The organism is Selenomonas sp. FC4001 (assembly GCF_000701565.1).
Lineage (GTDB): Bacteria > Bacillota > Negativicutes > Selenomonadales > Selenomonadaceae > Selenomonas_A > Selenomonas_A ruminantium_B.
Window position 1 is genome coordinate 74331 of sequence record NZ_JNJF01000005.1, and the last position, 16273, is coordinate 90603.

The following is a 16273-nucleotide window of genomic DNA, read 5'->3' on the forward strand; positions in this document are numbered from 1 at the left end:
CTTGTACTTATTTTACCACAGCCCCGGTGCTTGCCGAAGTGGTCATACGCGCATAGCGTGCCAGATAACCGTGCTTGATTTTCGGCTCCGGCTTCTGCCAGTTGGCACGGCGCTTCGCCAGTTCTTCATCGCTGACATTGAGTTCGAGCTTGCGGTTCGGAATGTCAATGGTGATTTCATCCCCATCTTCGATGAGCGCAATGGGGCCGCCCTCCATCGCTTCGGGAGAAACATGACCGACGCAGGCACCCTGGCTGGCACCACTGAAACGGCCGTCCGTAATCAGGCCGACTTTGAGGCCGCGGCCCGTGATAACCGCCGTCGGATTGAGCATTTCCTGCATGCCGGGGCCGCCCTTGGGGCCTTCGTAGCGGATAACCACCACATCACCGTCATGGATTTCGCCATTCATAATGGCATCGCAGGCCGCAGGTTCTGAATCGTAGCACTTGGCCTTGCCGGTATAAGTCAGCATATCCTCTGCCACAGCCGAAGCCTTGACCACGGCATAGTCCGGTGCCAGATTACCCTTGAGCACGGCAATGCCACCTTCCGGACGGTAAGGCGCCTCCACCGAATGAATCACCGTATTATCTTCCACCGGCGTATTCTTGATTCTATCGCCCATCGTGCCCGTCACCGTCAGGGCATCGAGATGAATCAGATTCTTCTTGGACAATTCGTTCATCACGGCCGAAATGCCGCCTGCTTCGTTGAGGTCTACCATATGGTGCTTGCCCGCCGGGCTGAGTTTGGCAATGTACGGCGTGCGGCGGGAAATCTCATCAAAGAGCGGTGCCGGAATCTCAATGCCTGCTTCACGGGCAATCGCCGTGAGGTGCAGCACCGTATTGGAAGAACCGCCAATCGCCATATCCACCGTGATGGCATTTTCAAAGGCCTTCTTGGTCAAAATATCACGGGGACGGACGTTGTTCTTCAAGAGTTCCATCACCACTGCACCAGCACGTTTAGCCAGCAGACGGCGGCCGCCGGTGTAAGCTGCCGGAATCGTACCGTTGCCCGGCAGTGCCATCCCCAGCACTTCCGACAGGGAGTTCATGGTGTTAGCCGTGAAGAGCCCTGCGCAGGAGCCGCAGCCCGGGCAGCATTTTGCTTCCAAATCTTCCATTTCTTCAGCCGTCATATCGCCAGCCGCAAATTTACCGGCTGCTTCAAAGGCCTGACTGACACTGACATCGCGCCCCTTATAACGGCCGGGCAGCATGGGGCCGCCGGAAACCACAACCGCAGGAATGTTGAGGCGGGCAGCCGCCATCAGCATTCCGGGCACAACCTTGTCGCAGTTCGGAATCAGAATCAGCGCATCGAAACCGGAAGCCATGGTCACCGCTTCCACAGAATCAGCGATAAGTTCCCGGCTGGCCAGCGAGTATTTCATGCCCGTATGGCCCATGGCGATACCATCGCAGACACCGATGGCCGGAAATTCAATGGGCGTACCGCCAGCAGCTGCTACACCGAGCTTTGCTGCTTCCGCAATCTCCCGCAGATGAATATGTCCGGGAATAATTTCATTGAAGGAATTGCAAATACCAATAAGCGGCTTGTTGAGATCCTCCGGGCCATAGCCATTGGCATGAAACAGGGAACGGTGGGCGCAGCGGGTAGCGCCTTTTTTTACATTATCGCTAATCATTCTTCCACTCTCCTAAGTACCAAGATACAAATATAGTTACAAGTTTACAACTTTACAAACCAATTTGCAAGCAAGATGTTAAAATTCAATTCCTTTTTGTGCCTTAATGCCCTTTTGATACGGATGCTTAATCTCCTTCATCTCTGTGACCAAATCCGCTCGCTCAATCAGAGAATCACAGGCATCCCGCCCCGTCATCACCAGATGCAAATCCTCCGGCCGCATATCGAGAAGTTCCAGCATATCCTGTTCAGCAATCAGCTCGTACTTCACGGCATAGTTGATTTCATCGAGAATAATCAAATCCCACTTACCGCTCTGGATTTCTTCTTTGGCCCGCTTCAGCGTTTCCTGTGCCGCAGCCTTATGTTCCTCCTGCGTCGTCGGCCCCTTATTGGTAAAGCCCAAGCCCCCTTGGTCAATCTCGATGCGGTCATCCACGTTTTTCAGCGTCTCAATGGTCTTGAGCTCCCCATAGGTGCAGCCGCCTTTGATGAACTGCAGGATAAGCACCCGAAAACCATCACCCCAGGCGCGGATAGCCAAGCCCAATGCCGCGGTTGTCTTGCCTTTGCCGTTGCCCGTATGTACAATTACCAAACCTTGCTTTTTCATTTCCACATCACCTCAAAAATATGCTATACTAATTACTATAATTATACGATAAAAGAAAAAATCCTGTTAATGTTGGTGTTATTTTATGAAGAAATTTTTACTATTTACTCTTATCATATTAGGTTTTACCATCTTATCGGCCTTCATGGCAGAAAAAACCGACGTCTTGGGCTTGCGGAATATGACGCTTTCCGCCTCCTTTGACGAGACGAAGGATGGCAAGCTGACCCTGTCCTGGGACCCGCTGCCCTATCCCTGCTTCTACAAGGTGGAAACCTACAGCCCCACCACGGGTCTGGTCGAAGGCGAGCCGGAGTCAAAGTTCTGGGGCAGCAACATCACCATGAAGGCTTCGCTGGAACTGCCCAGCAGCGCCATTCCCATGAGCTACCGCGTAACGGCCTACGGCATGTTCGGTCAGCTCACGGACCCGTCTACGCCCATAACTAATCCCATCCACAGTAAAAATCCGGTAAGCCCCAGCATAATTTATCACTACAAGGAAGATTCCCCTGCCAGCCTCATGCCTTTTTTGGTTTGGCATTCGGTGCCCAACGCCGTATGCTATGAGGTGGAACTTTTGGCAGGCAAACCCGCGCAGGAAGGTGGCACCGCCCCGGACAAAGCCAATCATTTGGAAAGCACCCAGCTGATTTTCACCAATGGCTGGCAGGCCAACCTCAAGAAATATGCCAATCGCAAATTCATCTACTGGCGGGTACGCGCGCTGGATATTCACCATCAGCCCATCGGGGAATTTTCGCCAGCGGAAGAACTCTACATTGACCCCAATCTTCCACAGCCTGACCATCCCCTCTTAAACGAATTCGACCAGATGCCGAACTTCGAGATGCCCATCTATCCCGTCTACCAGTGGATTCCCTTAAACGGGGTTGAGCGTTACGAAGTCGAGCTGATGATTCATCCTCCCGCCAAGGAAAACGACAATGTGCCGACAGCTGATGCCGCATGGCGCAAGGTGGTCAATTCTGCCACGGCCTGCTACGACGAATACCCGCGCCCATACGCCGGTGATTACTACTGGCGGGTACGGGGAATTGACAAGTCAGGCAATCCCGTCGGCGTCTGGTCAGACGCTGCCCACTTCGTGGTCAAACAGCAGCCCGAGCGGGTGCCTGTGGCCGTATTAGGCGACAGCATCACCCACGGCGGTGGCGCGGTTTCCAACTCACCGGCGGCGCTGGAATACAGCTACACCACCTACTTTGATTTCCCTTGCCTGAATCTCGGCCGCAGCGGCGATACCTCCACCATGACCCTCCAGCGTTTTGACCAGGATGTACTGCCCTATAAGCCGCTGAATCTCTTGATTCTCACCGGCACCAACAGTCTGCGGGCAGGCAGCATCAACCCGGATATCATCATCAATGACCTGAACGCCATCAAAGCAAAATGCGAGGCCAACGATATCCGCCCCATTTTCCTGACCCTGATGCCCGTAAATCCGGCCAATATCCAATTCGCCTTCCACACGGCTACGGATAAACAATGGAAGGCAAAACTCCAGCAGGTCAACAACTGGGTACGCAATCAGCCCTACTTCATCGACCTGGAGCCCTACTTCTACGACAAGAGCCGTCAGGTTATGGACACCAGCTTTTCCATTGACGGCCTCCACCCGGATGTGCGGGGCAAAATGCTGATGGGTGAAATCATCAATCAGCACAAAGATGTTTTCCGCAAATAATTGACAGCAAAAAAGCGATTTGACATGTCAAAAATCTGACAAGTCAAATCGCTTTTCTTTTGCAGATTAGAAATATACGCCGCCGCGAATCCAGAAGTGACCATTCGGACTGCTGGTATCAGAAGTCGGAAGGTCATTGCTAAGCCGCCAAGCGTAATCGGCGCGGATAAACCAATCTTGGTAGCGGGAGAAAATCAGGCCAAGGCCTGCCCCTTCCAGATGACGGTAATAGTCACCGCCCGGAGACATACGCAACACGCCGCCATGGTCGAAATAGGCGGCCAGCTGCAGCTGCTTGTCCTGTTCCTTGAGCGGAATCAGATAGCGCAGCTCCGCCCGCGTAATATAGCCGCGGTCACCGGATGCTTCACTGGCAGGATATGCCCGGACACCGTTAATACCGCCCAAGCTCATACGCTCGGAAGAATCGAGACTGTCCTTTGCATACTGCCCTCTGGCCGAAAGCAGCAGATAGAGGCGCGGGGTCAAATCCTGACGGCGCAGAATGTTCCCCTTAATCTTCCAATAGCCGCCTTCTGGAGAGCCTGTGGCCAAACTATGATGCGAAAAGCCAACCGAACCCCACTTGTTTTCCACACGCCAGAAGGTGCTGCCGTAATGGTCGGTTTCATCACCATAGAATGCCAGAATACCTGCATGACCGTGCTTATCATCCACAGTATCCGGAAATGCTCTGTACTCATCCTTCAAACTGCTGTACTCATAACGTGCGCCTACATAGAGATTGTTCTTCTGGCTGCGGCGGATAGCATAGTCAAGACCCACATTCGTAATGCGCGCCGTACCCACAGCATCCAGATTTTCAAATTCCTTGCCCATGCTATAGCTCAAAGAATTGTAACCCACAGAAGCCTTCAAACCGTCCGTGGCAACGGGAATGGTATAGTTGAACCCGTAGTTATAGAGGTGGCTGCCCGTAAGCAGACCGCCCACGGCAAAATGGTCACCTTCATGGGCCAGATTCAGAAAATCGTAATCCACACCCAATTCATAATAGCCCGTATGGCGGTTGCCATAGTTATCCACCGTAACAAGGCCCTGCTTGCCCTTGTGCTTGTTGAGGTCAATCTCCACATGAACTGTGCCCGGCTCGGACCCCTGCGACAACACAGCCTTGGCATCTGCGCCTGCCAAATCCGAGAGCAGCCAGATAGCACGCTGCAGTTTTGCCTTGGTCAGGTATTCGCCCTGCTTTAAGCAACGCACTTCCCGTTCCACAGCCGAATCATGGATGGATGTATGGTTGCGGACGGTGAGCTTATCAAACCGGCCGACTTCCACAGCATACTCCACAATACCGTTGGTAATCTTCTGCACCGGCAGATAAACACGTACAGCCACATAGCCACGGTCACGAAAATACGCCGACAAATCATCTGCTCCCGCTTCCAAATCCCGGAAGGACAGAAGCTGATTCTTGCGCTTATCAAGAACTGCCAGCAGTTTTTCCTCGGGGAAAATATCCTGCCCGGAAACCTTGAAGCCTTTGACTTCCACTTTGAGTTCGTCCGGCAAATCCAGTGCCGGACGGGAATCCGGCTGGGAAACAGAAGCTTTTCCCTTCTGTTCCCCAGCCATAGCGGCCTGCCGTTTCTCATTTAGATCTTCAGCCAGCTGACCTGCCGTAGTATCCGGACTTTCCACACCAGGCGGCAATGCAGCTTCCGCACCGGTCAGGGGGAAACTTCCCATGACCGTCGCCAGCAAAACAGCTTTAGAAATATTTTTGATACTGCCTCTTCTCGTATTTATTAACAATCTACTATTCTTCCTTCCCTGTTGTATTTAACCTTCAGGAGGGGCAACGGTCAGTGCTTCGGCATCGAGAACGATACCATCATCACACTCGGCCACCTTTATCTTGCCACTTCTCCCCTGTAAATCTTTGATAATCCCAGCGGCAGCTTTCGCATTACTTGCGAAAGGACTGCACCTCTTTTTTATTATCAAAATGGGTATATACACCATCCAAATCATCCAAGGTGATGCCCATTTCCTTGAAGGCGGCAAACAGCGCCTGCGACTCAACTTCCACGTTCTTAGCCGCATCGCCCGCCTTCAAAACTTTCTTGCCAAAGATATCCACCGGATAGATATCAAAGGTCGAACCATTGTAAGTCAGCTTGAACTTCGCCGTACCAACCTTCGTCGTGATTTCCTTATCGTACTCACGATACTGATTCTTCGGCTGGTCAGGTTCCGGCAAAACTTTAGCCGTCGGTTCCATCTTTACCTTGTCCGGGTCGATGGAAACATCATAAGTGCCATAGAGCTTGGTCTGGCCATTTTCTTCACGGAAGAACGGCAGTTCCGCACTCTGCAAACCTAATACGCGGTCAGTCCCCGGAGCAGTACGCGGAGCCGTGGTGTAGGAAGCAGAACCATCCACATTTGTGGTATCATGCGGGTCAAGCTGGGGTTTGACATCTTCGGGATTATTTCCCGTTACGGTCAATATTCCCGGCTTTACGTATGCGTTATAACCGTTATCCATAAGTGCAGCTACACCATCATCCGTATTCTTTAAATCGATAAGGTAAGTTCCCAAAGGGGCACTAGCAGGGTACCCATAAGATTTTGTCCCTACGTCATCCAGCATATACGCAACTTTTAACTTATCCTCATAACCATCAAGGAAATAATCTAAATATTGACCACTTAACTCACTGTTTAGAGTATACCCCGTATCGCTAAGGACCTCTCCAAACTTCTTTGTAGCATTATTAGCCGTAATTGTAAGGGTAGGATGATATTTGAAAATGTACAGATTTCTATCACTTGAATAAGTATTTTGTCCTTTCCATCCCCAGATTGCAAAGCTTCCACTATTTAATCCACCAAAATCATCATCCTTTGGATTATCTGAATAAATCTTCCAACTGCTCATATCCCCCAAGGAAATATCCGCATTATTGGAATTCGAGAAGGTTCTTTGCGCTTGAATTACAACAGCATCATCTGCATTCTTGGCATCAGCTGTAATGTTACCGCCTATCGCAATATTCGTACCCGCTAGTTTAACTTTATTCTCAACATTAATAGTTCTTTGAACATCAATGTTCCCCGAAGCATTAACAGCAACGTTCTTTAATTTAGTAAGATTGCCTACTTCACCGGCTAATTTCACATTTTTGCCATCGATGCTCATTGCTGTGTTTCCTAATTCAGCCTCAACTACATAATTCTTAATCTGAGTTGCACTAGCACCAATATCATCCCACTGTGAATAAAGGATCTCCTTTCTCTCATTATCCTTATGCGTGTCATAGTTAATTGCTAGTGCCATTTGCGTAGCATTAGTAGTATCTTGCCCCATATCATCATTGGGTTCTTTGGGAGCAAAGTTTACATATGCCTCTCTTGCTTCCTTTGCATTATACACAGCAGCACCATGGTTCTTCAACCAAGCCTTATCCGTAGACGATTCCATATCTTTGCCTAAAACCGTCTCGCCTGTGGTTTGTACATAAAAAATATTGCCAGCTTCTGCCCCTTCAGTCCACCCCCAAAAGCGAGCATTATGGTCATGCCCATCCTTATCTTTTATTATATACCACCCTTTATTATCAGTTGCTTCCATAACCGTGACGCCAACGACCTTCTTGCTAGCGTCTCTTTGCACAGAAGCCTCATCAATCACTGGTGTCCCTTTTATTTCTGGATTTCCATTCTCATCTATAGCGTATTCAATTTCTTTGCCTTCTGCATCAACAGGACGGCCAGCTTCATTTATTTTCACTTTTACAACATGGCCACCTACAAATGCCTCTTTCGTAGACGCATTGCTTTTAGTAATTGCGGAAGTCGCCACAGCATCTTCCAACGCACTCGTAATCACCGCGAGATGTATTTTCCCCTTCAAAGACTCCACATTAGTTTGCTTTGCCTTTTCTCTAGCATCCGCCCAAGATAGGACTTTATTATTCTCCACATTGTAATAAGCATTAGCTGAATTCACATTTCCCTCAATGAATACGTCCCCCGCATCACCAGCATTAAGTTTAACAACGCCACCTGTTGCTAGCAAAACCTCATCACCAAAAAGACTAATTTTTCCACCTTTGGTTTCAATATTTCTAGATGTTCCTATATTGGTTCCATCTTTACCATCTACTTTTACGCCAAAATAAGTACCATGCTTGCCTGTTGTAGTAAAATTGCCTCCATTAGTACTAATATCAGCCCTAATAATGGTAGCTCCATCCTCACGTTTCGAATTTGTTCTTTCCATATTTCTAGAATTTAACGTGAGATCCAACGCTCCCCCAGTAGACTTAATATCCGCATCCACACTGATATTTCGTCCAGCAGTAAGGGATAGAGAAGTTGCTTTTGTGCCACTCTTCTCAATCGGTTTTGTTACCGTTATGTCAGAATAATATTTTGTCTGATCAGGACTTGCCACAATGTTTACATTTGTATCCGTCAACGTATTACTCAAAACCCTATGGCTTATCTTGTTAGGATTTGAATTATCACCTTTCCCATCACTCGGATTCTCAGTAATTGTGATATTCTTAGCCTGAATATTCCAAGCACCTGCATCTGACGTTGCATGAACATCCGTACTGTCCCGTACCTGCAAGCTCTCATATCCAGTAGTATTAATATTGTTTTCTGCGGTAATTTTACCATTCAACTCCACATTAGCCGCAATCATGTTTACACTACCGCTACCACATAGCACAGGCTTCCCATCCGAATCCAATGTAATACGTGTTGCTTGAATAGTCCCCGTATTCTTTATAAGACTTTCGCTTATAATGCTGTTAACATCACTGCTGCGCATAAGAACATAGTTATGCGCAAGATCAATCACAGCCGGTTTCTTTTCATCTTTGGATACATTTACCACTAAATTGATTTTATTATCATAACTAATTTCTATCTGCTGCCCTGCAGCCATCGCTATGTCTGGCGCTTCAATTGTACCAGCATTTTCAATCTTATGTGCTAGAAGCGCCACATAGCCTTCACTTGCCTTAATATTAGCAGCATTTTCTACTTTTATTTTCCCATTTCCTCCCTGCGCAGTAACAATATTTATATCTGCATTTGCATCCGCCAAAAAATCAGCCTGCTTAATATCCAAAGTCGATGCTACTAAACTGCCGACTTCCACACGAGCAGAGCCGCCAAAGGTTATACCTTGTGGATTAATAAGGTATACTGTGCCACCTCTGCCATTTAGCTCACCGTATATTTCAGAAGCCTTTGTTGCATTCGGCACACGGTTTAATATCACGAAGCCATTATCACCATTAAAGTTGACTCTAGCATTTGAACCGATATCAAAGGAATCCCAGTCTATAGCAGCTTTTGGGCTATTAACAGTAATATTAAGTTCTTTCTTATTATCCTGTTGACTTATCGTAGGATTGTCAGGAACGGTTGCTGTTCCATTAGTAACATTCGCTCCTGTTGGTACTGTATTCGCTTCTGGCTCCCCCATCGCCGTCGGCATCCACGCCGTCACCGCAATGGCTGCAGCCAACGCCCCCATACGTTGTTTCCTATACTTGGTGATCCATCTCATTAATCCCCTCACTCCTTCTAATATTCTCTTAAGAAACAAACTATCAAAAAGTATAGCATAACATAGGACTAAACTCTAGTGAAAAACGTCATATTGCGGTGTAACTATTTCAAATCCGCATCTTTTTAAGCAAAGTTGACTAGAACAATAGTACAGTAATAAGACCAAAGTCCCTACTTTCATTTAGGCATTTTTACACATCAAAAAGCAAGCCGCCCGCAAAGGGCAACTTGCCTTTTGAAATTAAAATTCGCTTGTCGCGTTTTTCGTATTCGTGACGAAAGAACTACCTCTTAATTTTTTCTGTCAAAATGGGTGTATACGCCATCCAAATCATCTAGCATAATGCCCATTTCCTTAAAGGCGGCAAAGAGTGCCTGCGATGCTTAAATATCTTTGTCAAAAAGTATGACAAACGATAACACATATCATTAATAAAACACAAATAAAGAGGTGCGTTTCCACACCTCTCTACTTTCTGATTTGGTTGTTGGTCACTCCCCTGCAAAGAGCAGTGCCCAATAATAGTGCCCGTCCGCCTTGTTGCGTATGCACTCAACGCCCATGCGCACGTAGTGACGACCGAGAATGTTTGCACGATGAGTAGGCGAACCCATCCACGCACGCACAATTCTCCGAGCATCCTTAACCTCGCTGACTGCCAGGTTTTCACCAAACCAGCCGCAAGTGCCATTTTCCAAAACTGACTTCACATCCCTGCCATCAGGACGCTGATGAGCAAAGCTCACCTGAGCTTCTGCTGCTCGCACAACAGCGCCACGCCCAATGCTATCATCCAATACAACAGGCGTCAGCCCAGCGTTTATACGTTCAATATTCACGTAGTACTGTACCTCAGTCCGAATATCGGAAGCAAAAGCAGGAGATGTTACAACGAGAATCGCGGCCATAACCAGAAAAAACATAATGCGCTGCGAAGTTTTCATAACAATCACTCCTTCGTTTTGTTTCCAATCCTTTTCCTTGAGCACAATGTATCCACACGTTATGCTTCCTGAAAAACAGGGGTACTCAGGATTTCTCACAAAACCAGCGACATTATTTCCGGAGCAACTATCTCATAGTCACACGAACCGCAAATCCGCTTCTATATTCAGTTGAAAAAATGACATTTACAAGGTAATTTTACCATGCAGTATTACTGCATGGCAATACCCTGAGAAATATTTCCTTTAGCCCAACATTTCCACCAATTCTTCCGGGCTTACGAGCTTTGTGCCGACTTCCCGGGCTTTGATGGCTTTGGAGCTGGTACTGTTGACATCCTGAATCACCAGGTAATCGGTCTTGCCGGTGACGGATTTTCCTTCCTTGCCGCCGGCCTTTTCGATAAGCTCCACATAATAGCTGCGGGGCTGGGCCATCTTGCCGGTCAGGACGAAAATCTTGCCCGCATAATCGCCCGCAGGAGCTTCCTGCTTTTCATAGGGGGCGATGGTCACATGGCGCTGCAGCTCACTTACCGCTACAGCAAAGCGGTTGGAAGAAACCATCTCCGCCGTCTTGGGGCCAATGCCGTTAATCTGCTGGAGCATTTCCTGCGGCTCTGGCACGGCATCCATTTCCTGAAAGAGTTTTTCCAGACTGCCGAATTCATCAGCCAAAATCTTGCCCACATCCGTACCGATACCGGGCAGGCACAGGGCTTTGATAAAGCGCGGCAGTTCCACATTCTGGCTGGCGGCCTGAATGTTGGCATAGAGCTTCTCGGCGGATTTTTCCGCAAAACCTTCCAAGGTCGCCAGCATATCTGCCGTAAAGGAAAAGATTATCGTATAGGTGGGTTTTACCGCAGCATACTGATTCTTCCAATAGGCCACCATCTTGCGGGCCGTTTCTATGGACAGACCTTCGATATTCAGCACTTCCTTGCCGCCCACAAAGGCAATGTCCTGGGCAATGCGCTCATCACAGGCCGGATTGTTGCAGAACTGTTGTCCGTTGACTTCTTCCAACGGTTCCCCACAGGAAGGGCAAACCGCCAAAGTGATTTCTCCTGTGCCCGGTTCCAATACGCGGGTAATCTGGGGGATGATTTCATTGGCCTTGTGGATTTCCACGGTGGCGCCGATTTTAAGTCCCAGTTCTTCAATCATGGCCGCATTGTGCAAGGAGGCCTTGGTCACAGTAGTGCCGTCAATTTCTACGGGGTCTACAATGGCCACAGGCGTTGCCTTGCGGCGGCCCATCTGCCAGATAACATCCCGCACCACGGTGACAAACTTCTCCGATAACGCTTTATAGGCAAAACCATTGCGCGGATGATGCGCAGTGAACCCGAACTTTTCCAAACTGTTTTCCTGACCGCTTTTGATGACAATGCCATCAATGGGCACATCATTATCCTGCTTGAGCTTTTCATAGAAGGCTTCAATATCCGCCAGCGCCGTATCGACTGCCGAAAGTTCTACCATCTCCGTAGCGGTGAATGCGGTCTGACTCATGATGATTTCCCGCGCCGCCAGCGGCGTGATATCCTCACCGGGAATCTCATAGCAGACATAGCTCAAGTAATCCACAAAGGGACTGCGCTCCTTGCGGCGCAGAATCCCGGCCGCCGCATTGCGCATATTTTTCATGGGCTCGATACCATCCGCCAGCAGTGCTTCGTTCATCTTCGCGAAGTTTTCCGGCGTAATGTACACTTCACCTCGAATGGCAAAGCCGCTGTTGTTAACGCCTTTGCCTTCGTATTTGCTGATGAAATGAGGCAAAACCTCCCCAATCCGCCCGCCCAAACCACGGGTTACAAAACGGCAGGAACCGTCTGCATTGGGATAAGCGACCACCGTAAGCCCGTCAAACTTTGGCTGCATGACAACAGGCCAAAGTTCCTCGATTTTTTTTGACAAGTCAACTTCATCATCCACACCCTTCGTCCACTTGCTCAAGGACGTGACAGGTGTCGGGTGGGTAAACTTATCAAAATCACCAGTTGCGGCACCGGGCACATAATTCAAATCCTCGGCACCGTATTTATCAATATAATCCCGCCGCAGAGCATCATATTCCTCATCTGCCAGCGTAGGGTCGTCTAATTCATAATACTCGCGGTCAGCCTTCTTTATAGCTGCTAAATGTTCCTCTCGTGTCATTATCTTTATCACTATACGACCCTCCATTACGCCTCATTATATGCACGGTCAATCAATGCTTTTGCCTTATTAAGATCTTCTACAGTTTTTAGCGTCAACTGCAAATCTCCCGTGCCATAATGACCTATGCCACGCATATCTTTGGAAAAGCCCGCCTCCAAATCTACTAAATCCGGAGACAGTTTTAAATATACAGTAACATGCTTTTTGTATATTTCAATACAAGCTAAATTCTGCGTTGTTTTATATGCCAAATACAATTTTAACTGATTAGCTGATATATCGTCACCTAACGATTCAATGTAATTACATAACTCATAATAAATATTTCTTATATTTTGTGGTGCTTCCTTCAATTTTTCTTGATGTGTCTTACTCCCCTTCTTCTCCGCACCTAAAACGGTATCCTGTTCCACCTGTTTTACTATAGGTGTATTCAAATGCTCAAACAATATTTGACCGTTTGAGTATTTTCGATATTTGACCAGTTTGATATTCCTCTGCATTTGATTTACAGCATGAATATCATACTTAGTAAAATCGCTGGCAATACAAATAACACTTGGTACTGACCAATCTATCGCATTTGCAACATCCATACCCATTTTTTCTATAACAAGCATTTGGAAATCACCTTTATGGTCAAGCAACCAGTCTAAATAAAACAACCCCTGATTAATTACATTTTCATTGCTGCTACGTTTATATTCAAAAATAACAGGACTGTTATTTTCATCTATCCCTATGCTATCCATTCGCCCGTTAGTGATAGCATATTCACTTTTTAAAAAACGAACACCAAAAAACAGTTCCATATTATCTTCTATTAAGTTCTGTAGTTCTTTTTCCAAATGAACCTTTGAAGAAAGCAACTCTTTAACACTGCCTACGGTTTCGAACAGTTTTATATCCGACATTATATTCATCCTCTAAAAATACCACTCTGAATATGTTCTTGCTTTGAAATAGTCAAATTCACTAATCTTTACGAAAGCACTATGCTTAGGAGTAATTATAAAATACTTTTCCTATGAGAACAAATCTTTTGACTCGTCAGCGATATTGTGCAAATTGAGCTACGTATAAAATACAAAAGCCCGGCGCGTGGGGATGGCTTTCCGTAGCGTTTGACAAGCCTGTCTAAGCGAAGAAAAGTTATCCCCACGCGCCGGGCGCCTTTGCACATCGATGTTATCTATTGAAGTTGTAAATCAAACCTTACTAATCGGCGCATACTTCTGCATAAGCCCCTTGACGCCCTGTCCCGGGAACGCAATCTTGAGCTCGACTTCTTCCCCTTCGCCCTTAACGGACACGACAGTACCAACGCCCCATTTGCCATGCTGGGCTTTATCGCCGACCTTCCACTCAACGGAGGTGTCGGGACGAATTACACCGGTCTTAGGCTGGACATTAACGCCGCGTTTCTGCATAGCATTCATGACTTCGAGCGCCGACTTCGCCTTATCGGAGAAGTTTGCCCCGCTGCCCATCTGATTAGCAGACGGACGGAAAGTCATGGTGCCGCTGCGCTGCTGGGCACCGTAATGGTTGGCATTAGCAAAGCCATAGGCATTGACGCGGGGCACGAGGCGTTCCGTGTATTCTTCGGGGATTTCCCCTAAGAAGCGGGATGGCGTAGACATGCTGGTCTTGCCATAGATTGTGCGCTGCTGGGCGCAGGTCAGATAGAGCTTGCGCTGGGCGCGGGTAATACCCACGTAGCAGGTGCGGCGCTCCTCTTCGATTTCGTTTTCATCCATCAATGTGCGGGAATGCGGGAAGAGACCTTCCTCCATGCCCACCATAAACACCGTAGGGAATTCCAAGCCTTTGGCCGAATGCAAGGTCATCAGCGTAATGCGGTCGTCTTCAAGCTCCGCATTGTCGATATCGGACACAAGCGACAAGGTAGACAGGAAGTTTTCCAGCGTGGGGTTATCCTCGGTCTTTTGGAAGTCGCGTGCCACACCTACGAATTCCTTGAGGTTTTCGATGCGGCTTTCGTTCTCCGGCTTCTTTTCCTCCTGCAATTCCCGCAGGTAACCAGACTCTTCGAGCACCTTCTCAATCAGGTCATCAATGCGCATGTTGGACTGATAGCCCATAAACTGGAAGATAAAGGTGGAGAAAAGCTCCAACGGCTTTTTAACTCTGGCCGTAATGCCCGGAATCTGGCTCAAGGTGTCCTCGCTGGAAATCACATCAAAGAGCGTCAGACCGTTGTTTTCGGCAAAGTCAGCCAGCTTGGCAATGGTAGTAGCGCCTAAACCACGCTTCGGCACATTGATGATGCGCAACAGGCTCACGGTGTCCAGCGGATTGTAGATAACCCGCAAGTAGGCCAGAATATCCTTGATTTCCTTGCGGTCGTAGAACTTGAGGCCGCCGACCATCGTATAGGGAATACCACGGCGCATAAAGGTTTCTTCGACTACGCGGGACTGGGCATTGGTGCGGTAAAGCACGGCCATATCACCATAAGAAGCATTGAAGATGGTCTTCTGCTTCATCACGGTTGTGGCAATAAATTCCGCTTCGTCACGCTCGTCCCTTGCTTCGTAGATGGTGAGCTTTTCACCCGTGGCATTTTCCGTCCAGAGTTCCTTCTTCTTGCGGTTGATATTGTTTTCAATGACCGCATTGGCTGCCGCCAGAATATTCTTGGTCGAACGGTAGTTCTGCTCCAGCTTGATGGTGCGGGCTTCGGGATAGTCTTCCTCAAAATCCATGATGTTGCGGATATCCGCACCGCGCCAGCCGTAGATGGACTGGTCCGCATCGCCCACGACGCAGAGATTGTGATGCTTGGCCGCGAGAATTTTGGTCAGCTGGTACTGAGCGCCGTTGGTATCCTGATACTCGTCCACCAAAATGTACTTGAAGCGGTTCTGGTACTTGACGCGGATTTCCTCATGCTCTTCGAGCAGCAGCACCGATACCATGAGCAAATCGTCAAAGTCCATGGCGTTATTCGTGCGCAGTTTCTTAGCGTAAAGGGCATAGACTTCTGCCACCTTCTGCTGGAAGAAATTATCCGCATCTCTTGCTACTGCCTTGGGGCCCATCAGCTGGTTTTTGGCATTGGAAATGGCATTCTGGATGGAGCTAGGCGCATACTGCTTGGGGTCAAGGTTCAGCTCTTTGAGGCATTCCTTGATGACCACCTGGCTGTCGCTGCTGTCGTAGATGACAAAGTTGCGCTTGTACATCCCCGTAGCTTCCACTTCCCGCCGCAGGAATTTGGCACAGAAAGAATGGAAGGTCGAGAGCCATACGTCCTTGGCCCCCTCGCCTATCATGCGGTCAACACGTTCCCGCATTTCCGTAGCCGCCTTGTTGGTAAAGGTGATGGCCAGGATGCTCCAGGGGGCAACGCCTTTGGCCAAGAGATTGGCCACCTTGCACGTCAGCACCTTGGTCTTACCGGAACCGGCGCCAGCCATGATAAGCAAAGGTCCGTCCGTATGCTCCACTGCCTCTTTCTGGGCGGGATTCAGTCCTGCAAATATATCCAAAATAACCTCCAAAATACTCTCATTCACTCACATTTGACATTTAAGACAGAAAGCCCGCCCCAACAAAAGTTAGGGGCGGTGCTTTTATGATTAAAAATC

The 16273-nt window shown here is 48.3% G+C and carries 9 protein-coding genes; 1 reads left to right on the forward strand and 8 read right to left on the reverse strand.

Going from position 1 to position 16273, the window contains the following annotated elements; genetic code table 11:
- Positions 1–7: 7 nt before the first annotated feature.
- Positions 8–1660 carry a dihydroxy-acid dehydratase gene (gene ilvD / locus T320_RS02270; protein ID WP_037352785.1) on the reverse strand — a complete coding sequence of 551 codons (1653 nt, stop codon included), beginning with the start codon at positions 1658–1660 and terminating at the stop codon, positions 8–10.
- A gap of 78 nt (positions 1661–1738) precedes the next feature.
- The gene (gene cobO / locus T320_RS02275; protein WP_037352788.1) at positions 1739–2275 is read right to left on the reverse strand and encodes a cob(I)yrinic acid a,c-diamide adenosyltransferase; all 537 of its coding nucleotides are present in this window, start codon (positions 2273–2275) and stop codon (positions 1739–1741) included.
- Positions 2276–2360: 85 nt separating this feature from the next.
- Between cobO and T320_RS02280 the strand changes: the two genes are divergently transcribed.
- Positions 2361–3983: an SGNH/GDSL hydrolase family protein gene (locus T320_RS02280; protein WP_037352790.1), complete on the forward strand. Its 1623-nt coding sequence runs from the start codon at positions 2361–2363 to the stop codon at positions 3981–3983.
- A 66-nt stretch (positions 3984–4049) separates the two neighbouring features.
- On the opposite strand, the gene T320_RS02285 is transcribed toward T320_RS02280, so the two are convergent.
- From T320_RS02285 to pcrA, 6 genes are all read right to left on the reverse strand, one after another.
- Positions 4050–5762 (reverse strand): ShlB/FhaC/HecB family hemolysin secretion/activation protein, encoded by a 1713-nt coding sequence (locus tag T320_RS02285; RefSeq protein ID WP_037352792.1) that lies wholly within the window; start codon positions 5760–5762, stop codon positions 4050–4052.
- Between the two features lie 154 nt (positions 5763–5916).
- Positions 5917–9540, reverse strand: coding sequence for a two-partner secretion domain-containing protein (locus tag T320_RS02290; RefSeq protein ID WP_037352795.1), 3624 nt, complete (start codon positions 9538–9540; stop codon positions 5917–5919).
- 494 nt (positions 9541–10034) lie between these two features.
- Positions 10035–10487: a CAP domain-containing protein gene (locus T320_RS02295; RefSeq protein ID WP_051608555.1), complete on the reverse strand. Its 453-nt coding sequence runs from the start codon at positions 10485–10487 to the stop codon at positions 10035–10037.
- Between the two features lie 246 nt (positions 10488–10733).
- Positions 10734–12668 carry a BRCT domain-containing protein gene (locus T320_RS02300; protein ID WP_197019357.1) on the reverse strand — a complete coding sequence of 645 codons (1935 nt, stop codon included), beginning with the start codon at positions 12666–12668 and terminating at the stop codon, positions 10734–10736.
- A gap of 14 nt (positions 12669–12682) precedes the next feature.
- Positions 12683–13573, reverse strand: a complete 891-nt coding sequence (locus T320_RS02305) for an endonuclease NucS domain-containing protein (RefSeq protein ID WP_037352801.1) — start codon at positions 13571–13573, stop codon at positions 12683–12685.
- A 294-nt stretch (positions 13574–13867) separates the two neighbouring features.
- Entirely contained in the window at positions 13868–16174 is a 2307-nt protein-coding gene (pcrA, locus tag T320_RS02310; RefSeq protein ID WP_037352804.1) for a DNA helicase PcrA, read from the reverse strand.
- Positions 16175–16273 lie beyond the last annotated feature (99 nt).